This window comes from Bacillus sp. AFS029533, from assembly GCF_002585125.1.
Taxonomy (GTDB): Bacteria; Bacillota; Bacilli; order Bacillales; family Bacillaceae_G; genus Gottfriedia; species Gottfriedia luciferensis_B.
Genome location: NZ_NUQC01000010.1, coordinates 166,132 through 190,653 on the forward strand (window position 1 = coordinate 166,132; position 24,522 = coordinate 190,653).

Below are 24,522 nucleotides of genomic sequence, written 5' to 3' on the forward strand. Positions count from 1 at the left end.
ATGATTATTGAAATTTAATACCTTCTTGTAATAACACTTCTTTTTGTTTTTCAATTAGAGATTTAATTCCTAATTCACCTAAAGATAGTAACTCATTTAATTCTTCTCTAGAAAATGTTGCTTCTTCACCAGTTCCTTGAAGTTCAACAAACTGTCCTTTTCCAGTCATAATAATATTCATATCAACACTTGCAGCCGAATCTTCTACATAATATAAATCTAGTACTGGTCCAAGGTCTTCTAAAATACCAACCGAAGTTGCGGCTAAATAATCTTTTACAGGATACGATTTCAATTTATCCATTTTAATTAATTTATCAAAAGCAAGCATCATAGCAACAAATGCACCAGTAATTGAAGTAGTTCGTGTTCCTCCATCTGCTTGAATGACATCACAATCGATCCAAATTGTCTTTTCACCAAGTGCTTCTAAATCAACTACTGCTCTTAACGCTCTTCCTATTAATCGTTGAATTTCCATTGTTCGACCAGTAACTTTACCTTTTGATGATTCACGGATCGTACGCTCTTGAGTAGCCCTCGGTAACATTGAATATTCAGCTGAAATCCAACCTTTTCCACTATTTCTCAAAAATGGTGGTACACGGTCCTCAACAGTTGCATTACAAATTACCTTCGTATCACCAATACTAATAAGCACAGAACCTTCTGCATGCTTTGTATAGTGAGTAGTAATCTCTATTGGTCTAAGTTCATTATTTAATCTTCCATCTGTTCTTGTCATGATTGTTCCTCCTACAAAATCTTCCAAATACTAGTATAGACAAAAATGTGATTTCATTTCTACTTATTAAGTGTAATTTACAGATAAAATTAAAAACCTTGTACAAAAATCGGCACAATTTTTGTACAAGGTTGATATTTAAAACATTTTATTAATAGGCGATAATTGCCTTTTCTTAACGACTGGCTTACAATTTCTTCGTATTTACATCCTTAGGTCTTGAAACAGGTTGGCTTAAAGGCTTACCTTGTTGGTCCAACGCAGTTAATTTACCATTGATTTGGATTTCAATAGACTTAACACCTTTTTGCTCAGTTAGAGAAAGTACAAGCGGCTGTAATACATCATTATTGATCATATTTTTTGCAATATTTCCATAGATACCATCGTTAAAATTAAGCACTAGCTTACCGCCTTTGAAAACAGGTTGACTAACTAGTTTCGTATCAGTTCCAAAATCAGATACTAAATTTGAATATTCAGAAGGACCTTTTACTAGTTCATCTACGATTGCCGAATATGAATCTGTTTGAGCATTTGAAATCCTAGTCGTTACAGGTACATAATAAGTGTCTCCCATTTCTCCTTGAGAAACATAATAAAGTGTAACTGGTCTGGAGTTCATAATATCTACAATGTCACCTTTATCAAAGTTAATCCCGTCATCTCTTGTTAACCCATCACCAATCTGAGCTTTATTGATTGGCATCGATGCAAGCTCTTTTCCGTTTACTCGAATTTTCACCTTTGTCACATTATCAAATTGAGTTAACGTCCAAGTAACAGCTTGAAACACTTTTAATTCATCTTCAGCACGGTATTGCTTAAATTCTGGTGAAAAATCAGCAATAATCGTACCATCCTTTTGAGTTTGAACACCTAAAACTTCAGTATTCGGAGGTAAAACTGCTTGGAAACCATTTGGTAATTCATCTGTAACAGGACCGTCTTTTACTAAGTACTCTAAAGCTTGTTTAGCCAAGCTAGTAGACTTAGGTAATTGGAATGTTTGCGGTACAACATAACCATTACGATCAATTAAATATAATTCCCTTTTTACAGTTTCCTCTTTCTTTGCTACTTCCTTTGAAGGTTGATCACTTTTATAAACTACAGTTTTAGGTGGATCAATGTCAGTTGAAGATTTTGTTGGAAGTAAACTACATCCACTCATTGTTGCAATTCCACATACCGCTGCCGCTGTTACTAACAATCTTTTTTTCATCACCATACTCCCCCCACGCTTTTTTATTATTTATACGAGCCTGTACATTTTTTAGAACAAGCTAAATAGAAAAAAATAAATAATTTAAATCTAGCTCTAAATTTACTGGAAATATTCACCTAAAAGACCTATCGTTCATATGATAAAAAGACTAAATGAATACCCATCCGAAGAACAGCTCGGTCAAGCAAGGAGGGTTAGCACAGTTGAAGGATAGAGACTATCAAACAAAGCACACACTCACAAAGCGTGAAAAAGAAGTATTCGAGCTTCTTGTTCAAGATAAGACTACAAGAGAAATTGCTGAAGAACTTTTTATAAGTGAAAAAACTGTGAGAAATCATATTTCAAATGCAATGCAGAAGCTTGGGGTTAAGGGGCGATCACAAGCAGTTATTGAGCTTCTTCGTATGGGAGAGCTTGAACTGTAGTTCTTTTGTAGAAACAGTTCTACAAACCAACATACTGCCGGCATTCTAATCGACATGCCGGTTTTGGTATTTACATTGAAACTTAAGTTTTACATTTCACTATTTTCTTGCTTGTAAAGAATCTGATTATCTAAATTAAAAGTATTACTTTATATCCTACTTATAGTAGATAAAAAGCCTATCTGTAAATTTGGATAGATGCTCTGCTATAGGGGGATTTTATTTTAGCTCTTTTTACCTATCTAAAACTAAAATAAAAAAATCGTTTCCTGTTGGAAAACGATTTAGCTGTTGAAAAACATCCTTGTCAATTAAATTACCAAATCTTCGTAAAGGAGTAGAGTGATGTTGATTTCCACTTCAGGATGCTCGCTTTCCATGGGGCNNGTCTCAGCCTTCCCGCTAATACCATAGGAGTCGAGCATCCCTCCGTTCCAATCAACTTATTCATCAAAAAAAGTCTGCAATAAATTCTAATCAAGTAGCCTTTACTTAGAGTAATCTAACAGTTGTTTATAAATCAGTTTGTAGGTCAATTGAGTTTGAACCTCAAATTATAAACCTATCATTTAAAACGATAAATCTAAATTTTTCTCTTAGTTCCAATTACTATAGTTTGTTTGAATTGTATATCAAAATTATTGAAACATTTTAACAGTTAATTCGTTAATAAATATAAAAAAATGTATTTTAACGTCGATAATGTTTCATCTAATTTCGTTTTCCCTATAGAGCGTTTTGTATTTCAACACTTTGAAAAAAAAATCGTTTCCTGTTGGAAAACGATTTTCTTATTTTATATACTATAAAATTTCTTAGTATTTTCATATAAAGTTTTATATGCACTTGATAGATTTATGTCTTTTAACTCAGCTATCTTTGCAACCGATTGATGCATAAATTTAGGATGTGTACACTCATTTTCAAAAGGCCCTTCAAATGGCCAAGGACCATCTGTTTCGATCATCATTAATTCTAAAGGATACTTTTTCACTAAGTCTTGAATCTCATTTTCATAGAGTACATCAGGTGTAATTGAGATAAAATACTCATTTTTCATCATCCGGTTAATTGTACGTTCGTCTCCTTTAAACCAATGAAAATGGGCTTTTTTAATAAAATATTTTTCTAATAGATTACATACTGTTTCGGCGTCCTCATACACTGCGTGTAATATGATCGGTTTATTTAACTCTTTTGCAAGTGAGATAAATTTTTCTAGTAATTGAATATACGGTACGTAATCAAGCTGTTCTTCTAAATTCTTATAATATGGTAATCCAACCTCTCCGATTGCGACCATTTCATCCTGATGGTTCTTAATCCATTCAATTAATTTATCAACCTCTTCATCAGAAGGGATTTGTTGTTCAGGATGAAATCCGAATGCTGGATATACACTATTATTTTGATTTTTTAACTCTAAATTTTTCTTACTAGATTTTAAATCCATCGATACCGAAATGAGCGCCTCGATTTCGTGTCTTTCTAAATTAGTTACTATTTCTTCTCTTTGACTAGTATCATAAGAATCTAAATGAATATGAGCATCTATCATTTTCATCGTATTACTTCTTCTCTAAAGCCAAATAGATTTTTCTTTTATATTCCGTAAATTCATCACTTAATAATAATTCTTTTTTACGTGGTCTTGGAAATGGCACTATGATTTCTTCTTTGATTTTGGCAGGTTTGTCAGAAAATAGATAGATTCGATCAGACATTAACAACGCTTCATCAATATTATGCGTAACTAATAATATTGATCGACGTTGCTCTTCCCAAATTGATAAGAGCCATTGTTGCATTTCAAGTCTAGTGAACTCATCTAAAGCTGAAAACGGCTCATCCATACACATGAACGACTGCGGTGCTAGTAGAGACCTTAAAAATGAAACTCTTTGTTTCATACCACCAGATAATTCATGAGGGTAAGCATTCTCATAGTTTTCTAAACCAGTTCTTTTAAGCCAGTCTCTTGCCAATTTTTCATCAGGTTTATGTTTTAATTCCTGTGACAAAACAATATTTTTTAATACTGTTCTCCAAGGTAGTAATGAATGATCCTGAGGCATAAAACTAACATGACCAAGTTTTCCATTTATTATCGACCCATTTAACTTTACTTCTCCAGAATCTGGTTTTACTAAGCCACCTATAAGATGAAACAAAGTACTTTTCCCACTACCAGATGGACCTAGAATCGATACAAATTCACCCTCGTTTACATAAAGGGATATATTATCTAACACTTGATGACCGCTATAACTCATTGATAATTGTTCCACTTGTAATGTCATTTCCGCTTCACCCCTTTAACTTTCCATTTAACAGTAAAACGTTCAATTACAACTATTAGGAAGAAGAAAAGCATACTTAAAAACATAATGATAAAAATTGAAACAAATACTCGATCTGTTCTAAATGAAGATGAAGCTAAAGTCATATAAACCCCAATTCCAGATTTCGCTCCTAACCATTCAGATATAACTGCTCCCATAACACTATAAGTTGCAGAAATCTTTAAGCCAGAAAAAATGGAAGGTAGAGAAAAAGGCAATTCAACTTTCCAAAAAACTTGTGATTTAGATGCTCCCGCCATTTTCATATAATTTATTAGTTCACTTGGTGTTTGTCGAAAACCATCCAACGCTGAAACTGTAACTGGAAAGAAACAAACGAGAGAAATAATAATTAATTTTGGTAATACACCAAATCCAAACCAAATAATTAAAAGAGGTGCCAATACGATAATTGGTACATTTTGCGAAAGAATTAATAATGGGTAAAAAGCTTCCCTTACACCTGGAATTAAATGCAATAGAAATGCGATTAAAAATCCTAATAAACTACCAATTAACAAACCAATAATCGTTAATTGAATTGTAGAAGAAATATGAGGAAGTAGTGAATCAGTTGATTTCATTCCTTCTTTAAAGATCGCGATTGGTCCTGGTAATAACCAAGATTCGATTTTCCAAATTTTAATACTTAGCTGCCAGCAAATTAAAAAAAGCAGGATGACAACAATTGGTTGCCATCCTTTTATATTTTTAGATTTCATTAACGGTACTTCTCCGTTAACACATCCATCGTAATACCTTGTGGTTGATAAAGTATTTTCATTTGAGTTATTACATTGTGGCAACCTATTTCAATCATTCTTTCATTCATTTTTTGAACAACCATTAATAATTGATTCAAGTCGCCTTCCATCGTTGTTTCCAATGGTTGGACCTGATATTTTACACCTGATTCATCAATAATTTTAATTGCTTCATCAACTGCTGGAATAACATCCTCAATATTATTTGTTTTCGGTATAATTTGGACACTCATTAAAGTAGTTTGCATTTTTGCTCCTCCTTATTTCGCTGGTAAGAAATCATTCGTAAATGCTTCTTTTGGCTTAAAGTTTCCTTCTAATAATTTATTTTCAGCTAAGAAATCAGCATAGTTTTTCCAAACTGATAACTTTTGCTCACCCCAACGGTCTGCATCATCTTTATACTTAGATGCTAACCATTCTTGGCTTTTTTCCACTAATTTTTTATCTAAATCTGGATTATCCTTTATTAAAATCGATGCAGCTTCTTTTGGGTTCTCAATCGCAAAATTATATCCTTTTGATGCTGCAGCCACAAACGCTTTTACTATTTTAGGGTTTTTACTAATCATTTTTTCGTTCGTTGCTAAAACTGGAGTATAGTAATCTAGCTTTTTACTATAATCAGTTAAATAAATCATGTTTAATTTTTCTCCACGTAGCTCTGCTTGAATCCCTGTCCATCCTTGATAAATCCATGCAAAATCAATATCTCTTTTTACCGCTGTAAAGAAATCAGCATCACCCATATTAACGATATTTAACTTATTAACATTAGCATTTTCTTCTGACATAAGTGATTTTAAAATAGCCTTTTCAACAGGTGAACCCCATCCACCATATGTTTTTCCAACGAAATCTTTTGGTGACTTAATTCCTTTTTTCACTGGTGATGCAAACCCAGAAGTATTATGTTGAATAATTGCTGCAATTGAAACAATCGGTACATTTTGAACTCTTGCTTGTGTAATTGACTCTTGATAAGAAACACCAAAGTCCGCTTTACCTGATGCCACCAATTGGTCTGCACCTGTTTCTCCCGGGCTGATTATATCTACATCAAGTCCTTGTTCCTTAAAGTAACCTTTTTCCTTAGCAACAAATAGCCCCGTATGATTTGTATTTGGCGTCCAGTCTAGTACGACAGTCACCTTTTTTAATTTCTTTGTCTTTTTAGTAGTAGCAGTTTTGTTTTGACCACACCCGGTTAACATTAAACAAATAGCTACTAAAAATACTACTAGTTTTTTCATTATCTATATCTCCTTTTTGTTTTTGGTTTATACAAAAAGAAAACGTCCGGATAAGAACCCGGACGTTAATGCGCTGTAAAAAACATATCTAAAAAGAGATACTGTTCCCTACGCTGGCATCACCCAGATCAGGTTCTAAGAGTCAACATCTTAAGGATGATATCTCAGCCAGCAACACTGGCTCCTCCACATTTTTCTCATATATAAACTTTTCCTCATTAATATAACAGATAATGATTGAATTTACGAATTATTTTTAACCTGTGTTCAAATGTTTTAATACTCTGTTAATAGGTGCAAATAAAACTATGAAATTTTAACATTTTTAAAAAGAGAATAATAAACAAAAATATCATTTCTTATAGTAAAATCTTAAATGAATAAAGAATATACTACATCAACAAATTATTAAGTAAAATGAGGGGATTTTTTGAATAAACCAATCGGAGTCATTGACTCAGGTGTTGGGGGCTTAACAGTTGCCAAACAAATAATAAGACAATTACCTAAAGAGGACATTTTATACTTAGGTGATACCGCAAGATGTCCATACGGATCACGACCATATACGGAAATCAGAGATTTCACTTGGGAAATGACTAATTTTCTAATGGAGAAAGATATAAAAATGTTAGTCATCGCCTGTAATACAGCAACTTCAGTAGTCTTAAATGAAATGCGTGAAAAACTTCAAATCCCAGTCATTGGAGTTGTCCGCCCAGGTGCTAGAGCAGCAATAAAGTTAACTCAAAATGACCAAATCGGTGTCATAGGAACGAATGCTACTATTAATAGTAAAGCATATCATTCCGCACTAAAACGGATTAATGACAAAGTCATAATTGAAGGGTTGGCGTGCCCAGAGTTTGCTGGAATTGTTGAAAATGGGGACTACAATAAACCTGAAATATTTGAGATAGTTAAACACACTCTTGCACCGCTTATTGATTCAAATATTGATACACTAATACTAGGTTGCACGCATTATCCATTATTAAGTCCAATCATCCAAAAAGTGATGGGACCATCAATCCAACTTATCAGCTCTGGTGATGAAACAGCTTTAGAAGTAAGTGCAATTCTAGATCAACAAAATATATTATCTAACTCTGAAATCACTACACATGAATTTTTTACAACTGGGGATCCAACCATTTTTAGTAAAATAGCTTCATCCTTATTCCAAGAACCAATGGAAAACGTAAAATATATTAAACTATAACGGTCATAGACCACATAAAATGAAGAAAACCAACAAAGTAAGCCTTTGTTGGTTTTTGTGTTTTTAAATTGCGAACGCTCTTCTATTTAATAAAATTTATTCTTTGGCATTACTTGAAAAATAATCTTTAAGCATTGCATTGTTCTTTACAATATCATCTAATGTATATTGATCTAAAACTTGTAAAAATTGTTCTAATGCATTATTAAATATATGTTTTAAAGAACAAACAGGTGTAATAACACAAGTATTACCGTGTTCAAAACATTCTACAATATTAAAGTCTTCTTCAGTTTTACGAATTATTTCACCAATATTTATTTCTGTTGGCAATTTAGCTAAACGGATTCCACCGTTTCTACCACGAACTGTTTCGATGTAACCCATCTTACCTAAATTATAAATTATTTTCATTAAATGATTTTTAGAAATATCGTAAGCTTCAGCAATGTCCTTAATATTAACTAATTTTTCACGTGGCTCAGAGCTTAGAAATATTAGTACACGAAGAGAGTAATCCGAATAAGTTGTTAAACGCATAACTTGTCCTCACTGTTTTATTTAAGATTAATCATAGCATAATTGTGAACTTTTTTTAAATTTTTATGGATTTTTGCGAAAAAATTCACAAAAGATGTATTTTACATATTGCTTTAAGTAAATTCTAGGTCTAAGATAAAGATGTATTTATAATACTACTTTAAAACGTGATTAGGGGGATTTATCATGCTATCTCAAAAAACAATTGATATTATTAAGTCAACAGTTCCAGTCTTAGAAGTAAAGGGTACAGAGATCACTAAAGTATTCTATAAAAATTTATTTACTAATCATCCTGAACTATTAAATGTATTTAATCATACAAATCAACAACAAGGTAGACAACAAACTGCACTTGCAAATACTGTTTTAGCTGCTGCACAGAACATTGATAAACTTGCAACAATTATTCCTGTTGTAAAACAAATTGCGCAAAAGCACCGCAGTCTTCAAGTTAAACCAGAGCACTATCCAATCGTAGGGCAACATTTACTAGGGGCAATTAAAGAAGTACTTGGTGATGCTGCAACTGATGAAATACTAGGTGCTTGGGCAGAAGCATATGGAGTTATTGCACAAGTATTTATCGATATTGAAAAAGAAATGTATGAGGAAGCATCTTCTCAAGAAGGCGGTTGGTCTGAATTTAAAGAGTTTAAAGTCATCGAAAAAGTTGAAGAAAGTGATGTAATAACATCATTCTACTTAGTTCCTAAAGATGGTTCTTCAGTTCCTACTTTCTTGCCTGGCCAATATATTACTGTTCGTTCACAAATTCCAGGTGAAGAATATTTATCAAACAGACAATATAGTTTATCTGATGCATCAGGTAAAAATCACTTTAGAATTTCAGTAAAAAGAGAAGCTGAAGAAAACCAACCACTTGGTAAATTTTCAAACTACCTGCACAATCAAGTAAATGTTGGTGATACATTGGAAATAACTGCACCAGCAGGTGAGTTTACTTTAAATACTGAAATTGATTCAGATGTTGTTTTCTTAAGTGGTGGTGTTGGAATTACACCATTAATCAGTATGGCTAAGTCAATTGCAAGTATTCAACCAAATCGTCAAGTCAGCTTCATAAGCGCTTCAAGAAATGGTAAATTACAAGCATTTGAAAATGAACTAAACCAATTAAAAGAGCAATTAACAAATTACAATTTATCATTTGTTTATGAAAATCCATCTGAGGAAGATGTTCAAAATAACAACTTTAAAAAGCAAGGTTATATTGATGCAGAATGGTTAAATAACAATGTTAAATCAGACAATGCAGATTATTACGTATGTGGACCAGTTCCATTTTTAAAAGCTATTATAACAAGTTTGAAAGAATTGGGTATTAATGATACACAAATTCATTATGAATTCTTCGGACCAGCAATGAGTTTAGATACTGAACCTAAAAGCCCTGTACATCAAGGCTAATACTTAAAAAAGATGCTCAATTTAGAGCATCTTTTTTCATTTCTGTTCTAATAATACAGCCACTTTTTTTAAAATTGTTGGTATTGTAAAGCTACCAAAAATTGCGATTAGGTCACTTGAGTAGTATTTTTTTAGAGTGCCATATACTAAGCTACTTATCATAAGATCGTACAAAAAGAATCGACCAAATTCTCGTTTAGTTATGACCATAAAGATGATAGTTGGATTTCTTGTTGTTAGAATAAGCCCACCTTCTTCTAGAAAAATTGATCATTCTAATAAATGAAAATCGCTAATTTATTTTTTATCTAATATCCAATAATATTTTTCAATTTCTTCTTTTACTTTTATCATGCCAATTTTCTCTAAAACTTTAATAGAGGCATGATTATAAATGGAACAAATAGCAGTTATTCTTGTAACATGATTTTGCTTTAATCCCCACTCACAAAAAGCCCTACCCATTTCAGTTGCATAGCCCTTACCTTGATAACTAGGTGCAATACTATAACCTATTTCCATAATACCAGTTTCGTCAGGGCCACCTTTAAATCCCATGTCCCCAATAATTACTTGATCTTTTTTATGAATAATAATCCCTTCATATTTTTCTTCGTTAGGATGCTTTTGAAAACGAGAGATTTTATAAGGGAAAAGATTTTTATATACGAGAATTGGCCACCCATGAGCGAATCTATAAAATTGATTTTCAAATTCTAACTCTTTATTTCCACTTAAAACAGAAACCATCGCTTCTGCTGTAAAAGTCATTAATAGTAAGTTTTTAGTTTCAGTGATTAGCATTAACTGACTCCTGTATACTAAATTTTATAGTTTTTTTGACTACTGCTTCCCTTAAAAAATATTCTCGAAATTACTAATCCAATCAAACCAAGCAGTATAAATAAACCGGCTCTAACCATCAATGTAATATTTGGTAAATCTATTAATACAAGTTTTCCTAGTGTCAGCAATAATTAACCGATCCCAGTATATGTCCAAACTTTAAACTTCTTAATGTTGCCAAGTATCATAGCTAAAATTGAAAGCAAGATCCAACTTATATTAATTAATAATCGAATCATATTATCAGATTGATCTACAGCAAGTATTTGAACAATTTGTGTTATAAAGGCAATCAATATAACTGTAATTAATAAAGAACTGCTTAATAAGATAAATTGTTTTTCATCTTCATTTTTATATGCCAAAATTGCAATCGTAATGAGTGCTAGAATTAACATTAGCCAATTCATCGTTTCAAAAGACCAAAAAGAATCTATTCCAACTGATAAAATGGATATCCCTACAGGAATAAATGTAAGGGAAGCTATAATTAATTTCAGTAGATCTCGATATCTTAAATAAAATAAATAAGATGATACCGCTTGAATTATTAATACAGTACATAGTAAGTTTTCTGAAACACTATCCAAACAAAGGAATGAAATGGCTAATATAAAATTAGTCGAAAATCCAAAGAAAAAATCCGATTTCTTTTTATAATAAAAGGTAAGGAATAAATATCCTACACATAAAAAGATTAAAATCATTGTTCTAGTCTGATCTTCAAATGCACTAAAGATCCAACCAATTGTTAAAATAAAACTAGTGTGAAGAATTAATACTTGCTTTTTAATAGTAAGCTTAGATTTGATCAATATAGCTAGCAAACTAATATGTTGAACGATAATACTTAGTGCGAAATATTTAATTCCATTCGTATTAAAATTGACTAAAGCAACAATTAAATATGATAAGTGCAATAATATTGCAGACGAAAGATAGATGAATTTATATTTCTTAAATGCTGCATAAAACATAAAGCATAAGTAAATCACTGTTTCATAGACAGAGAAAAATAAATAGTTTGGCGAATTACTTTTGACTAGGAAAGGGACAAAAACGGCTCCTACTATACTTATTAATCCAATAACTTCTGATTTGTATCTATTCATAGAATAAAAACCAATACATACCCAAATAATTAAAAGGGTAAATGCAATCGTTGACCCAACCATGTGATATAAATGATGCATGGCAAATGTAGTTAAAAATAATACGGGTAACACGCCACCAATTAATGATTGGCCAAGTGTTGACCGCTTAGCTTTCATTTGACGATTACCGTACCAGAATAAAGCAATGGCTATAACAAATCCAATTCCTACTTTTGCATACTTGTTTAATACCCCATAATCTGATGCCGCTTTAAATCCCCACATTACGCCAAGAATGAAAATAAATATAAAAAATCTAGGTAACCACTTTTGGAAAATAAGTGCTTCATAATCAATCTTTTCATTTTCAACAGTTACTTTTACCTGTCTACTAACTGTTTTTTGTGGTTTAGCATTAATAACTTTAGTTTGACTTATTTGTTTAATCTCGTTTGAAGTTTCTTTCGTTATTAAGAGAAATTCAATTTGTTTCTTCATTTCTCTGACTTCTTCTTCAAGCTTTTCTACCTTTTTTTGAAGATCTTGACTCTGATTATCCAACTGCATCACCTCTTATCATAACTATGTATTTTATTAAGACTAAATAACTGAAAAGACATCCTTCATATAAGTTCGCTATTTCCTAAGATTTATCCTATAAAAAATTGCTTATGAAGTCTGTTTTTTGCAAATTTCGTCATATTTCCCAGAAAATAAAGGCAATCACTTTCTACTAGAAAACAATCGTTTTTAATTATATCGGTTAAGTAAAAAAAATCCTCTATTATAAAAATAGAGGATTTTTAAAATTAAAATAGAACTTTTTCTAATTTTTGTTGTTTAATCATTTCTAAGAAGCTATCGAATGGTTGAGTACCAATGTCGCCTTCGCCACGTTTACGAATAGCTACAGTATTATTTTCAACCTCTTGGTCACCAACTACTAACATATAAGGTAATTTTTGAAGTTGTGCTTCACGGATTTTATATCCAATTTTTTCGCCACGTAAATCAGCTTCAACACGAATTCCTGCAGCTTTTAATTGATCAGCAAGTTTTTGTGCATATTCATTGTGAACACTTGAAATAGGTAATACTGCTACTTGAACTGGTGCTAACCATAATGGGAATGCTCCAGCAAAATGTTCAGTTAAGATTCCTAAGAAACGGTCAATTGAACCATAAATTGCACGGTGGATAACAACTGGACGTTCTTTTTGGTTATCTTCATTAACATAAGTTAAATCAAATTTCTCAGGCATTTGGAAATCTAATTGAATTGTAGCACATTGCCAGCTACGTTTTAATGCATCTTGAATATGGAAATCGATTTTCGGACCATAGAATGCGCCATCGCCTGGGTTTAATTTAAAGTCTAAGTTCTCAGATTTTAGAACATTTTCTAACGCTTGCTCTGCTGAGTTCCATAACTCTTCTGAACCCATTGAATCTTCTGGACGAGTTGATAATTCTACTTTGTAAGTGAATCCGAATACGCCGTAAATTTCTTTAATTAAGTTAATTACTTCAATGATTTCGCCTTCAATTTGATCTGGACGACAGAAGATATGCGCATCATCTTGAGTAAAAGTACGAACACGCATCATACCATTTAACGCACCAGAATATTCATGACGGTGAACTTGACCATTTTCACACATACGAACCGGCAGATCACGGTATGAATGTAGTTTATTTTTATAAACTAACATATGACCTGGGCAGTTCATCGGTTTTAATGCGAATTTTGTTTCATCAACCTCAGTAAAGTACATGTTTTCATGGTAGTGATGCCAGTGACCTGATTGCTCCCATAATCTTTGATTCATAATGAATGGTGTACGAACTTCTTTATAATCTTTTGAAGTTTGTAATCCGCGCTCATATTGTTCTAATTCATTACGGATAATAGTACCTTTTGGTAAGAAGAATGGCATACCAGGTGCCTCTTCAGAGAACATGAATAATTCAAGCTCTTTACCTAATTTACGGTGATCACGTTTTTTAGCTTCTTCTAATAAGAATAAATGCTCTTCTAATTCCTTCTTACTTGGGAAAGCAGTACCATAAACTCGTTGAAGCATTTTATTATTCGCATCGCCTCTCCAATATGCACCAGCAACTGATAATAATTTAATCGCTTTTACACGGCCAGTTGTAGGAACATGTGGTCCACGGCAAAGGTCTACGAATTCACCTTGAGTATACATTGAAATAACTGCATCTTCTGGTAGATCACGGATTAATTCTAGTTTAAACTCATCATCTAATTCAGTGAAGAATTTAATTGCCTCTTCACGACTAACCTCTGAACGAGTAATCGGTAAGTTTTCTTTAATAATTTTTTCCATTTCTTTTTCAATTTTAGGTAGGTCTTCTACTTTAATTGAAACAGGAAGATCAATATCATAATAGAAACCGTCAGCAGTTACTGGTCCAACCCCAAATGCAGCTTTTTCACCTTTATAAAGACGTTTTACTGCTTGAGCTAAAATATGTGCAGAACTATGACGCATCATTTCTAATCCATCTTGATCATCTTGAGTAATGATTTGAACTTCACAATCTTCAGTAATAGGTGTATTTAAATCCACTAATTTACCATTAATTTTTCCACCAAGCGCTTTTTTCTTTAAGCTAATGGAGATTGAACCCGCGAAATCTTCAACTGTTGTATTTTGTTCCACCTCGCGAATTGATCCATCTGGTAATTTAATTGAAATCATTTAAGTTCACTCCTTTTTCAAATTAATTTTGACAATAAAAAAAGAGCACACTCGTAGGGACGAATGTGCTCGTGGTTCCACCCTAATTTAATGTACACAAAAAATATGTATACAAAATCTCAACGTTTTAACGGTCTACACCGATAGTAGTTACTTGTAAAAAAATTACGTTCCCCACTATAGCTACAAGGTGGTAAGTCATTCAACGTATAGAGAATTCTCGCACCAAATGAATTCCTCTCTTACTATCGTCTTGAACGCTCGTGTCCTTGATCTTTGCTTTTCCTTATTCGTATAAAAGTATTATATAGAATGTCATTGAATTCTTCAAGTACTCATCTTAAGATAAATTTAATTGTTTTATCATTCTATTCAATCTTTATTCAGTATGTGACAACATTACTTGTTTTAAACACTAACGATCGAATTCTTTATTTCATTTAAAAATTTTTCTTTCCAATCTTTTTTCCATTGTTCACTTCGTCCTGTATGACGATTTATATTTACTAAAGAATTTCGTCCAGTAAAGCAAATTTCACTTTGAGGATTAACTCCCATATAGTGTAAATCGATTGATGAATTTCCTACTTTTGCAATTTTTACGTATACATCGATGATCTCATTAAAAAATACTTGTCGTAAGTAATCACATTGTAAATCAGCAACAACTGGAATAAATTCACTATGATTTGCCGTCCATTCTTGCATAAGCCCTAAATATTTTAAATACTCAATTCGTGCTTCTTCAAAATAAACGAATGGAACTGTGTTATTCATATGTCCAAACATGTCCGTTTCACTAAATCGAACTTTAATAGTTATCTTAAATGAAAACTCAGATTGCCACTCCTGTATATTAGATACATAATTCATTTTCCCCATCGAATTTGCCCCCTTACTATCTATATTATATCATTAATTCCTTTAAAGAATGAATATTCATTCAGTTCCAAGGGGGGCAGGATGAAGGAAATAAAGGACTCTTTCTTTACCCTAACCCTATTAAGTCATAACAAACATCCTTAACATTTAATAATTTTGATGAATATAATTTCCATGTTTAAATGTGATTCTTTTGAAATGGTTATTTCGCATCCATGCATCTACACGTTTTTCAAAAAGCTCTCCCCCATATATTGGGTATCTTTCAGAAATAAGATTTTTTTCATTATATATCTTATTTTTAAAATCATTTGTCCTGATTAAATAACATTGATCTGAAAATCCATAACCAATATAAAAGTTTTCATCTTCATCTATTGATTCTTGTTTTGCCTCAAAACTATTTCCATTCCATACTGGATTTGCTACTTTGATTCTTTCATCAGCTTGAAGTTTTAGTATTGATAAATCAATCCAATTAAAAGGCTTTTCTAAAATAGAATCACTTGAAAAATGAAGTAGATACTCAGTCTTACAAAGATAAATACTAACAAGTTCTGAGATTGAATAGTAATAACCACCTTTGAAGCTCTCCTTAGTAACCTCAAAATAATTAAGTGCTTCATTTGAATAATCATCAACTATTACATATGACGATAAGACATCCCTTGCGACAAGTTTGTCTGCATGACGACTGACTTCCCTTACATCTTGTACGTTATTAATATATAAAACTTTTTCTTTAAATTGAAATTGATTAAACTCAATCATTTTTTCGATCCGGTCTGTCTTTAAAAGTATTTCCCAATCTTTTTCGTAGCATTTCGTCTCAAATGTCACTTCAAACTGTTGCATTTAAGTTAACCTCCGTTCGAAAGGGGTAAGACACCGCACATCCCTTTGCTGCCCTTACTATTGATATGATTTAAAAATGGAGTTTATTAGAAGATATTGATTTAAAAATGCAAAAAAAGCATGTCCCGACAGGACATGCTTTTAAGTTTATTAAATTTCGTCGCTTCCAAAGAAGTCTTTGAAAGATTGGATTGTAGTTGCACGGTTTAACGCTGCAATTGAAGTTGTTAAAGGAATACCTTTTGGACAAGATTGTACACAGTTTTGTGAGTTACCACAGTTTGATAGTCCACCGTCACCCATAATTGCATGAAGACGTTCTTCCTTATTCATTTCTCCAGTTGGATGAGCATTAAATAAACGTACTTGTGAAAGCGGTGCAGGCCCAATAAAGTTAGATTTACTATTAACGTTTGGACAAGCTTCTAAACATACACCACAAGTCATACATTTTGATAATTCATAAGCCCATTGACGTTTTCTTTCAGGCATTCTTGGTCCAGGACCCAAGTCATGCGTTCCATCAATTGGAATCCATGCTTTAACGCGTTTTAAAGAATCGAACATGCGGCTACGATCAACTTGTAAGTCACGTACTACTGGGAATGTGCTCATAGGCTCAAGACGAATTGGTTGTTCCAATTTGTCAATAAGCGCAGAACATGATTGTCTTGGTTTACCGTTGATAACCATAGAACACGCTCCACAAACTTCTTCAAGACAGTTCATGTCCCAAGAAATTGCAGTCGTTTCTTTTCCATTTGAATTAACTGGATTTTTACGAATTTCCATTAACGCCGAGATTACGTTCATATTCGGACGATAAGGGACAGTAAATGTTTCTTCATATGGCGCAGTATTTGGTGAATCTTGACGTTTTACAATTACAGTAATTGTCTTTTCAGCAGTCATTGTTCCATTATGCATTTGCTTTGTCCTCCTTTTTCTTAGAATAATCTCGTTTTCTTGGCTCGATTAATGATGTATCAACATCTTCGTAATGGAATAATGGTGAATTTGATTTCTCATCAAATTTAGCCATTGTAGTTTTTAAGAATTCCTCATCATTACGGTCTGGGAATTCAGGTTTATAGTGAGCTCCACGGCTTTCATTACGGTTATATGCACCTAATGTGATAACACGTGATAAGTGAAGCATGTTTTCAAGTTGACGAGTAAATGAAGCACCTTGGTTACTCCATTTAGCTGTATCATTAATATTAATGTTTTGATAACGCTCATAAAGCTCTTGAATTTTTTCATCAGTTTTTAATAAGCGATCATTGAATCGAACTACAGTAACGTTGTCTGTCATCCACTCTCCAAGCTCTTTATGAAGAAGGTATGCATTTTCTTTACCGTCCATTTTATAAATACGATTCATTTTTTCTTTTTCTTCATTTGCATTTGATTCAAATACAGAAGTTGAAACATCATCTGAAGATTTAGCTAAACCATTTACGTATCTTACAGCATTTGGTCCAGCAACCATTCCACCATAAATAGCAGAAAGTAATGAGTTAGCTCCTAAACGGTTAGCTCCGTGCATTGAGTAATCACACTCACCAGCAGCAAATAAACCAGGAATTGTCGTCATTTGGTCATAGTCAACCCATAATCCACCCATTGAATAGTGAACTGCTGGGAATATCTTCATTGGAACTTTTTTCGGATCATCACCTGTAAATTTCTCATAAATCTCGATGATTCCACCAAGTTTTACATCAAGTTCATGTGGATCTTTATGTGAAAGATCTAAATAAACCATGTTTTCACCATTAATACCAAGCTTGTGGTCAACACATACAGAGAAAATCTCACGTGTAGCAATATCCCTTGGTACAAGGTTTCCATATGCAGGATATTTCTCTTCTAAGAAATACCATGGTTTACCGTCTTTATAAGTCCAAACTCGTCCACCTTCACCACGAGCACTTTCACTCATTAAACGGTTTTTATCATCTCCAGGAATTGCAGTTGGATGGATTTGAATAAATTCACCATTTGAATAAACTGCACCTTGACGATATACAGCTGCAGCAGCTGAACCAGTGTTGATAATTGAATTTGTAGTTTTACCAAAGATAATACCAGGGCCACCAGATGCCATAATTACAGCATCTGCAGGGAAACTTACGATTTCCATTGATGTTAAGTTTTGTCCAACGATACCGCGACATACTCCTTCATCATCAACTACAACTCTTAAAAATTCCCAGCCTTCATACTTTTGAACTAGACCTTCAGATTCGTAACGACGAACTTGCTCATCTAATGCATATAATAATTGTTGTCCAGTCGTAGCACCAGCAAATGCTGTACGGTGATGTTGCGTTCCACCGAAACGACGGAAGTCTAATAATCCTTCAGGCGTACGGTTGAACATTACACCCATGCGGTCCATCATATGAATGATGCCAGGTGCTGCTTCTGCCATTGCCTTTACTGGTGGTTGGTTTGCTAAGAAATCTCCACCATAAATCGTATCATCAAAGTGCTCCCAAGGAGAGTCACCTTCACCTTTTGTATTAACCGCACCATTAATTCCACCTTGAGCACATACTGAATGTGATCGCTTTACAGGAACTAATGAGAATAAATCTACTTTTGTGCCAGCTTCAGCGGCTTTAATTGTTGCCATAAGACCAGCTAATCCGCCACCGACGATAATTATTTTACCACTCATGATTCTCTCTCCTTACTTGTACGCTAGTTGTGGATCAATGAATGCAAAGATAGCAGTTAATCCAACGAATGATAATACAACGAAAACACCTAATGTAACATATGTTGAAATACGTTGTGATCTAGGTGTTACAGTAATTCCCCATGATACAAAGAATGACCATAATCCATTAGCAAAGTGGAAAATTGTTGAAATTACACCTACTATATAGAAAACTAACATAAATTTCGATTGGAAAATATCAGCCATCATATTATAATCAACAGTTGCTCCCATTTGAGCAGCAATACGTGTTTGCCACACGTGCCATGTAATAAAAATTAAAGTTATTACACCAGAAATACGTTGGAATAAATATAACCAGTTACGTAAGTATCCATAATTTTTAACATTGCTAGTTCCTGTGAACGCAATGTATAATCCGTAAATTGCATGGTATAAAATTGGTAAGAAAATGACAAAAACCTCTAAAAAATAGCGGAATGGTAAATTCGCCATAAATTCAGCAGCTTTGTTGAACGATTGCGCTCCATTTGTCGCAAAATGATTGACAACTAAGTGCTGTGTTAAAAAGATTCCAACTGGAATAACTCCTAGCAATGAATGAAGTTTTCTAAAGAAAAACTCCCTTCCATTCTTGTTGCTCATGTAAACCCCTGCCCCCTTTAGTTTGTGCACATGAAAATTTAATTCCTCTATTATTCTAAAAAAATAGAATAAATAAGCAATACGCATAAAAAGTCGAAATTTTTATGACATTTATCTACAACCCATTTTACTCCTGATAATATAGCAGGTCAAGAAAACGCGTACATTTTTCTTCACTGAAAAAACTTCTCATTTAGTTTGGTAATCCTTGTAATCTACATATGTCGAATTATTGTTTTTACTATTCAATATTGTATATAATAAAAACATGTTTTTTAGGAAAGGGAGAGTTATCCGACCATGACGAACGGCATTGAAAATTTAAATATTCCAGGAAATATTTCTGGTTTTGGCTATGAGCTAATACGTAACGATCTATTGAATGATTTATTAGGAAAAGAGCAAAATGATATTTTATATTGGGCGGGTAAAATGATTGCCAGAAAATATCCTTTAGCAACCTTTGAAGAAATTATAGAGTTTTTTGATCAAGCTGGTTGGGGTACTCTTACTGTTGAAGAAGAAAAGAAGCAAGAAGTTCATTTAACATTATCTTCAGAATTAATTACATACAGAAATCAACAAAAAAAGAACGTGTCTTACCAATTAGAAGCTGGATTTCTAGCGATGCAAATTGAACAACAAATCGATGTTATAGCTGAAACGTATGAAGAGCAAAGCAAAAGAGGCGACAAAGTAAAGTTCCAAGTAAAATGGGATTTAAAGGATCCAATTACAAGAAGATAACACAAAAAACACCGCAAGGAATTTTGGTCCCTTGTGGTGTTTTCTTTTTTCTTTTGAAATATTTAAATATAAGTTCAAAGACGGGTACAACCATGAGGATTTTCAAACAAATCATTAAGATTAAATTTCTAATTTAATTTAAGGAAAAAGATCAGTTTACTTCCTTACCCCTTCTCTTTCCTTTCCTTACTTTGATCCTGCCTCCTAATTCCCTCAAAATTCTTGTTTCTTTTAACTCCTTTAATAATAGAATTTAACAAGAATAAACAAATAGAAACAAAAAACAAAATGGCGAGTATTAATAGAACGAACTGTAGCACAATTTCTCCATATCCGTAGGCAAGTATGCTATGCCTCATTATTAATACCTCCTTCTTTTATTTACCATTTAGCCGTTCGCCGTACTTATATTAAATTTACAGAATCTTTATATAATTTATTCGCTTAACGAATAAAAAACCCTTTAAAGCGCTATCTCTATACTATACGGCTCGGTATATCTGAACGTGATGAATATTGAAAAAATCAATATTTCAAAGCCTATATATTAAGAATTTGAACGCCTAAAAGGGTTTATTTTAATAGTTAGTTTTCTACTACTACTTCTTCATTAATACGATCTAATTCATATCCTTTATGAAGAGCGTGAACTGCTTCTTGTAATTTTGATTTTGGTACAACTGTTGAAACTTTAATTTCAGAAGTGCTTACCATTTTTACAGGGATTTCACTTTCAGCTAAAAATTTAAACATTTTTGCAGCAACACCTGGATTTGAAACCATTCCACTACCTACAATTGAAACTTTAGCAAGTTCACTTTCAAAATCAAATGAGCGGTAACCTAAAAACTCTTTCTTTGATTCTAGAACCGTTATTGCTTCCATCATATTTTCAGATTTGATCGAGAATGAAAGATTTACTAAGTTATCTGATGTTACGCTTTGGATAATAATATCAACATCAATACCTTCACTTGCTAATAAAGTAAAGATTTTAGGTAATAAATCTACATGGTTATTTAAACCATTTAATGTCATCCTTGTTACATTAGATTCGAATGCGATTCCTCTTACGACTGATTGTTGTTCCATTTGTGTTTCCTCCCCAATAAATGTACCGATTTCATCATGTTGACTTGAACGAACTTGAATAATTAAATTATAATTTTTTGCGAATTCTACTGCTCTTGGATGTAAAACCGCTGCTCCTAAAGCTGCAAGCTCTAGCATTTCATCATAAGAGACATGGCTTAATTTAGATGCATTTGGTTCAACTCTTGGATCCGTAGTATAAACACCTAATACGTCCGTATAAATATCACAACGTTCTGCATTTAAAGCCGCTGCCAATGCAACAGCTGTTGTATCTGAGCCACCACGACCTAATGTCGTAATTTCATTGTTGTCACCTAAACCTTGGAAACCAGCAACAATTACGATATACCCTTCATCTAGTAATTGTTGAATTCGATCAGTATGAATGGTTTCTATACGTGCATTTCCATGGACAGATTCAGTTTGAATTCCAGCTTGCCAACCAGTTAGTGAAATAGCTTTAAAACCTTTTGCCTGGATTGCCATTGCTAGTAAAGAAATCGAAACTTGTTCCCCTGTAGTAAGTAACATATCTAACTCACGTTTACTGTTTTGTGGACTAATTTGAGCTGCTAAACTAACTAGTTCGTCTGTATGATGTCCCATCGCAGATACAACTGTAACTACTTGGTTTCCTTCTTTATATGATTTGGTTACTGTATCAGCAACATGCTGAATTCGTTCAATTGAGCCTACTGAAGTACCACCGAATTTCTGAACAATAATTCCCATTTTTCTCATCCTCACTTTTTACTTAAAAAAGAATACAAAAAAGCGCGTGAAGCAATGTTCACGCGCCTAATTTACAAATAAATAAAATAGACAAATCATCAACATCTCTTCAATAGCTCCCCGCATAATTATTATGCGACAGTACTACATTTCTTAAATGCAGTCCCAACAAAATGAATTGTGGATTCATTTTATTTCGGCAAAACTTCCTTTCAACTGTCCATTACAACGCCACACGTCTATGACAGCATACTTTTAAGTTTTGCACCTCTATTACGAGAGAAAATCATTTAATTTTAACTAAAATATAAATTATTTTGAAAATAGTGTCAAGATAAAAATTTTGGTAACGATCTCACTCTTTATGGAAATGCTGATAAATTTCTTCTGCAACATTTTTTGGCATTTTAGCTGCTATCAACTCATCAATTGATGCCTCTTTTATTTTTTTTACTGAACCAAAATGTTTAAGAAGGGCTTTCTTTCTTGTTCCACCAACACCTGCTATGCCATCTAAAGCAGATTGAACCATTGATTTACTATGAAGCTGACGATAGAATTCAATCGCAAATCTGTGTACCTCGTCTTGAATTCTTTGTAATAAAAAGAACTCTTGGCTTTGTCTTCCAAGTTGGACAATTTGAGGTGGTTGTCCTATTAATAACTCTGAAGTACGGTGCTTTTCATCTTTAACAAGTCCAGCTGTTGGGATGAATAGGCCTAACTCATTTTGGAGTACATCTTCAACTGCAGCTAGATGGCCTTTACCACCATCCACAATTATTAAGTTTGGTAAAGGTAAATTCTCTTTTAATGCTCTCGAGTATCTTCTACGTACTACCTCACGCATTGAATCGTAATCATCAGGTCCTACAACAGTTTTGATTTTATATTTGCGGTAATCTTTTTTTGAAGGTTTTCCGTCTATAAAGACAACCATAGCTGAAACAGGATTTGTTCCTTGAATATTTGAATTATCAAATGCTTCAATTCGATACGGAGTTTCAATATTTAAAATATCTCCTAGTTTTTCTATTGCTTTAACTGTTCTTTCTTCATCACGCTCAATTAATTTAAACTTCTCACCGAGTCCAATTTTGGCATTTTTATTTGCTAATACAACAAGTTCCTTTTTTTGGCCTCTTTTAGGTTGGAATACAGGAATTTTAAGTAAACTTTTTAAAATTTCAGTATCAACTTTATCTGGTACAAAAATTTCTTTTGGTTTTATATTGTGTGGTTTTTCATAAAATTGCCCAATAAATGATAGGAACTCTTCTTCTGGTTCATCGTAAATTGGAAAATATGATACATCTCTTTCAATTAATTTTCCTCTTCGAACAAAGAATACTTGAACACACATCCATCCCTTATCAACCGCATATCCAAATACATCTCGATCAACTAAATCACTACTCATCATTTTCTGCTTTTCCATAGTCGCTTCAATAGATACAATTTGATCTCGATACTCTTTTGCGCGCTCGAAATCTAATTGTTCAGATGCAGCAATCATTTTTGCCTCTAACTCTTTTCGTATTTGGTCTTCCCCACCGTTTAGAAAACGGGCAATTTCATTAACTATTTCCGAATTTTGATGATCAGTTACTTCTTTTACACAAGGCGCAAGACACTGACCAATATGATAATATAGACAAACTTTATCTGGTAATGAAGAACATTTTCTTAATGGGTATAGACGATCTAATAATTTTTTTGTTTCATTAGCGGCAGTAGCATTAGGGAATGGTCCAAAATATTTTCCTTTATCTTTTTTTACATTTCGCGTAATCAATAAGCGAGGATGTTTTTCAGCAGTTATTTTAATAAAGGGGTATGATTTATCATCCTTCAACATGATGTTATATTTCGGATCATATTTCTTAATTAAATTCATCTCAAGAATTAAAGCTTCCATATTAGAAGAAGTAACAATATATTCAAAATCAGTTATCTCTTGAACTAATCGATATGTCTTACCATCATGGGATCCCGTGAAATAAGATCGAACTCTATTTTTTAATACTTTAGCTTTTCCTACGTAAATGATCGTCCCTTGAATATCTTTCATCAAATAGCAACCAGGCTGATCGGGTAGAAGCGCTAATTTTTCTTTTAAGTGATTGTCCATTTCCTCTCACCTCTTTCGTACAATTGTACACTTAATATTATAATCTCCACATATAAAAACTGAAAATACTTTAATGTTATTAAGTAAAAATTAAGTTTTCTATTGTAACTTTAATTTCATCAAGAGA

22 protein-coding genes and 2 riboswitches are annotated in these 24,522 nt (G+C 32.9%); of the genes, 4 read left to right on the forward strand and 18 right to left on the reverse strand.

Going from position 1 to position 24,522, the window contains the following annotated elements:
* Positions 1-4: 4 nt before the first annotated feature.
* Positions 5-745 carry a ribonuclease PH gene (rph, locus tag COE53_RS05730; protein WP_098947552.1) on the reverse strand — a complete coding sequence of 247 codons (741 nt, stop codon included), beginning with the start codon at positions 743-745 and terminating at the stop codon, positions 5-7.
* Positions 746-932: 187 nt separating this feature from the next.
* The gene (locus COE53_RS05735) at positions 933-1,976 is read right to left on the reverse strand and encodes a GerMN domain-containing protein (protein ID WP_098947553.1); all 1,044 of its coding nucleotides are present in this window, start codon (positions 1,974-1,976) and stop codon (positions 933-935) included.
* A 200-nt stretch (positions 1,977-2,176) separates the two neighbouring features.
* Here COE53_RS05735 and COE53_RS05740 point away from each other — a divergent pair, with 200 nt between their 5' ends.
* Complete coding sequence (locus COE53_RS05740) at positions 2,177-2,401, forward strand: helix-turn-helix domain-containing protein (RefSeq protein ID WP_056472461.1); 225 nt, start codon at positions 2,177-2,179, stop codon at positions 2,399-2,401.
* A 796-nt stretch (positions 2,402-3,197) separates the two neighbouring features.
* Here COE53_RS05740 and COE53_RS05745 read toward each other — a convergent pair.
* Genes COE53_RS05745 through COE53_RS05765 form a run of 5 tightly spaced genes read right to left on the reverse strand, consistent with a single transcriptional unit; the run spans position 3,198 to position 6,760 of the window.
* Positions 3,198-3,965: a TatD family hydrolase gene (locus tag COE53_RS05745; protein ID WP_098947554.1), complete on the reverse strand. Its 768-nt coding sequence runs from the start codon at positions 3,963-3,965 to the stop codon at positions 3,198-3,200.
* Positions 3,966-3,969: 4 nt separating this feature from the next.
* Positions 3,970-4,701 carry an ABC transporter ATP-binding protein gene (locus COE53_RS05750; protein WP_098947555.1) on the reverse strand — a complete coding sequence of 244 codons (732 nt, stop codon included), beginning with the start codon at positions 4,699-4,701 and terminating at the stop codon, positions 3,970-3,972.
* On the reverse strand, positions 4,698-5,465 hold the full coding sequence (locus tag COE53_RS05755) for an ABC transporter permease (protein WP_098947556.1): 768 nt from the start codon (positions 5,463-5,465) through the stop codon (positions 4,698-4,700). The genes COE53_RS05750 and COE53_RS05755 overlap by 4 nt, the downstream gene beginning before the upstream one ends.
* Positions 5,465-5,755: a thiamine-binding protein gene (locus COE53_RS05760; protein WP_069035213.1), complete on the reverse strand. Its 291-nt coding sequence runs from the start codon at positions 5,753-5,755 to the stop codon at positions 5,465-5,467. Before COE53_RS05760 ends, COE53_RS05755 begins: the two co-directional genes overlap by 1 nt.
* A 12-nt stretch (positions 5,756-5,767) precedes the next feature.
* Complete coding sequence (locus COE53_RS05765) at positions 5,768-6,760, reverse strand: ABC transporter substrate-binding protein (protein WP_069035214.1); 993 nt, start codon at positions 6,758-6,760, stop codon at positions 5,768-5,770.
* Between the two features lie 88 nt (positions 6,761-6,848).
* Positions 6,849-6,958, reverse strand: a riboswitch (TPP riboswitch).
* A gap of 232 nt (positions 6,959-7,190) precedes the next feature.
* On the opposite strand from COE53_RS05765, the gene racE reads away from it, so the two are divergent.
* Positions 7,191-7,982, forward strand: a complete 792-nt coding sequence (racE, locus tag COE53_RS05770; RefSeq protein WP_069035215.1) for a glutamate racemase — start codon at positions 7,191-7,193, stop codon at positions 7,980-7,982.
* A gap of 96 nt (positions 7,983-8,078) precedes the next feature.
* Here racE and COE53_RS05775 read toward each other — a convergent pair whose 3' ends face one another.
* On the reverse strand, positions 8,079-8,522 hold the full coding sequence (locus tag COE53_RS05775; RefSeq protein ID WP_069035216.1) for an RrF2 family transcriptional regulator: 444 nt from the start codon (positions 8,520-8,522) through the stop codon (positions 8,079-8,081).
* 186 nt (positions 8,523-8,708) lie between these two features.
* Here COE53_RS05775 and hmpA point away from each other — a divergent pair, with 186 nt between their 5' ends.
* Positions 8,709-9,953 carry an NO-inducible flavohemoprotein gene (gene hmpA / locus COE53_RS05780; RefSeq protein WP_098947557.1) on the forward strand — a complete coding sequence of 415 codons (1,245 nt, stop codon included), beginning with the start codon at positions 8,709-8,711 and terminating at the stop codon, positions 9,951-9,953.
* A 297-nt stretch (positions 9,954-10,250) separates the two neighbouring features.
* Here hmpA and COE53_RS05785 read toward each other — a convergent pair whose 3' ends face one another.
* The 8 genes from COE53_RS05785 to COE53_RS05820 form a co-directional block, all read right to left on the reverse strand.
* On the reverse strand, positions 10,251-10,757 hold the full coding sequence (locus COE53_RS05785) for a GNAT family N-acetyltransferase (RefSeq protein WP_098947558.1): 507 nt from the start codon (positions 10,755-10,757) through the stop codon (positions 10,251-10,253).
* Positions 10,758-10,930: 173 nt separating this feature from the next.
* Positions 10,931-12,454: a DUF2339 domain-containing protein gene (locus COE53_RS05790; protein ID WP_180242391.1), complete on the reverse strand. Its 1,524-nt coding sequence runs from the start codon at positions 12,452-12,454 to the stop codon at positions 10,931-10,933.
* A gap of 248 nt (positions 12,455-12,702) precedes the next feature.
* Positions 12,703-14,619, reverse strand: coding sequence for a threonine--tRNA ligase (gene thrS, locus COE53_RS05795; protein ID WP_069034545.1), 1,917 nt, complete (start codon positions 14,617-14,619; stop codon positions 12,703-12,705).
* Between the two features lie 408 nt (positions 14,620-15,027).
* Positions 15,028-15,501 carry an acyl-CoA thioesterase gene (locus tag COE53_RS05800; RefSeq protein WP_069034546.1) on the reverse strand — a complete coding sequence of 158 codons (474 nt, stop codon included), beginning with the start codon at positions 15,499-15,501 and terminating at the stop codon, positions 15,028-15,030.
* A 147-nt stretch (positions 15,502-15,648) separates the two neighbouring features.
* Positions 15,649-16,356: a hypothetical protein gene (locus COE53_RS05805; RefSeq protein WP_091022793.1), complete on the reverse strand. Its 708-nt coding sequence runs from the start codon at positions 16,354-16,356 to the stop codon at positions 15,649-15,651.
* A gap of 150 nt (positions 16,357-16,506) precedes the next feature.
* Complete coding sequence (gene sdhB, locus COE53_RS05810) at positions 16,507-17,268, reverse strand: succinate dehydrogenase iron-sulfur subunit (RefSeq protein ID WP_056473098.1); 762 nt, start codon at positions 17,266-17,268, stop codon at positions 16,507-16,509.
* A gap of 7 nt (positions 17,269-17,275) precedes the next feature.
* Entirely contained in the window at positions 17,276-19,042 is a 1,767-nt protein-coding gene (gene sdhA / locus COE53_RS05815) for a succinate dehydrogenase flavoprotein subunit (RefSeq protein WP_069034548.1), read from the reverse strand.
* A 12-nt stretch (positions 19,043-19,054) separates the two neighbouring features.
* Positions 19,055-19,690, reverse strand: coding sequence for a succinate dehydrogenase cytochrome b558 subunit (locus tag COE53_RS05820; RefSeq protein ID WP_069034549.1), 636 nt, complete (start codon positions 19,688-19,690; stop codon positions 19,055-19,057).
* 300 nt (positions 19,691-19,990) lie between these two features.
* Here COE53_RS05820 and COE53_RS05825 point away from each other — a divergent pair, with 300 nt between their 5' ends.
* Entirely contained in the window at positions 19,991-20,437 is a 447-nt protein-coding gene (locus tag COE53_RS05825; RefSeq protein ID WP_069034550.1) for a YslB family protein, read from the forward strand.
* A gap of 585 nt (positions 20,438-21,022) precedes the next feature.
* On the opposite strand, the gene COE53_RS05835 is transcribed toward COE53_RS05825, so the two are convergent.
* Both COE53_RS05835 and uvrC read right to left on the reverse strand, forming a co-directional pair.
* A complete protein-coding gene (locus tag COE53_RS05835; RefSeq protein WP_098947560.1) occupies positions 21,023-22,264 on the reverse strand; it encodes an aspartate kinase in 1,242 nt (413 codons plus the stop codon).
* Between the two features lie 105 nt (positions 22,265-22,369).
* Positions 22,370-22,545: riboswitch (Lysine riboswitch) on the reverse strand.
* Between the two features lie 74 nt (positions 22,546-22,619).
* Entirely contained in the window at positions 22,620-24,395 is a 1,776-nt protein-coding gene (uvrC, locus tag COE53_RS05840) for an excinuclease ABC subunit UvrC (RefSeq protein ID WP_069034553.1), read from the reverse strand.
* Positions 24,396-24,522 lie beyond the last annotated feature (127 nt).

What these genes read in the sequence shown, in the direction of transcription:
- COE53_RS05745 (WP_098947554.1), bottom strand. Translation starts at nt 3,965, where the DNA reads ATGAAAATGATAGATGCTCATATTCATTTAGATTCTTATGATACTAGT.
- hmpA (WP_098947557.1), top strand. Translation starts at nt 8,709, where the DNA reads ATGCTATCTCAAAAAACAATTGATATTATTAAGTCAACAGTTCCAGTC.
- COE53_RS05785 (WP_098947558.1), bottom strand. Translation starts at nt 10,757, where the DNA reads ATGCTAATCACTGAAACTAAAAACTTACTATTAATGACTTTTACAGCA.
- COE53_RS05765 (WP_069035214.1), bottom strand. Translation starts at nt 6,760, where the DNA reads ATGAAAAAACTAGTAGTATTTTTAGTAGCTATTTGTTTAATGTTAACC.
- sdhA (WP_069034548.1), bottom strand. Translation starts at nt 19,042, where the DNA reads ATGAGTGGTAAAATAATTATCGTCGGTGGCGGATTAGCTGGTCTTATG.
- COE53_RS05805 (WP_091022793.1), bottom strand. Translation starts at nt 16,356, where the DNA reads ATGCAACAGTTTGAAGTGACATTTGAGACGAAATGCTACGAAAAAGAT.
- sdhB (WP_056473098.1), bottom strand. Translation starts at nt 17,268, where the DNA reads ATGACTGCTGAAAAGACAATTACTGTAATTGTAAAACGTCAAGATTCA.
- COE53_RS05800 (WP_069034546.1), bottom strand. Translation starts at nt 15,501, where the DNA reads ATGGGGAAAATGAATTATGTATCTAATATACAGGAGTGGCAATCTGAG.
- COE53_RS05825 (WP_069034550.1), top strand. Translation starts at nt 19,991, where the DNA reads ATGACGAACGGCATTGAAAATTTAAATATTCCAGGAAATATTTCTGGT.
- rph (WP_098947552.1), bottom strand. Translation starts at nt 745, where the DNA reads ATGACAAGAACAGATGGAAGATTAAATAATGAACTTAGACCAATAGAG.
- COE53_RS05775 (WP_069035216.1), bottom strand. Translation starts at nt 8,522, where the DNA reads ATGCGTTTAACAACTTATTCGGATTACTCTCTTCGTGTACTAATATTT.
- COE53_RS05835 (WP_098947560.1), bottom strand. Translation starts at nt 22,264, where the DNA reads ATGGGAATTATTGTTCAGAAATTCGGTGGTACTTCAGTAGGCTCAATT.
- COE53_RS05750 (WP_098947555.1), bottom strand. Translation starts at nt 4,701, where the DNA reads ATGACATTACAAGTGGAACAATTATCAATGAGTTATAGCGGTCATCAA.
- COE53_RS05755 (WP_098947556.1), bottom strand. Translation starts at nt 5,465, where the DNA reads ATGAAATCTAAAAATATAAAAGGATGGCAACCAATTGTTGTCATCCTG.
- COE53_RS05735 (WP_098947553.1), bottom strand. Translation starts at nt 1,976, where the DNA reads ATGGTGATGAAAAAAAGATTGTTAGTAACAGCGGCAGCGGTATGTGGA.
- COE53_RS05820 (WP_069034549.1), bottom strand. Translation starts at nt 19,690, where the DNA reads ATGAGCAACAAGAATGGAAGGGAGTTTTTCTTTAGAAAACTTCATTCA.
- COE53_RS05760 (WP_069035213.1), bottom strand. Translation starts at nt 5,755, where the DNA reads ATGCAAACTACTTTAATGAGTGTCCAAATTATACCGAAAACAAATAAT.
- thrS (WP_069034545.1), bottom strand. Translation starts at nt 14,619, where the DNA reads ATGATTTCAATTAAATTACCAGATGGATCAATTCGCGAGGTGGAACAA.
- uvrC (WP_069034553.1), bottom strand. Translation starts at nt 24,395, where the DNA reads ATGGACAATCACTTAAAAGAAAAATTAGCGCTTCTACCCGATCAGCCT.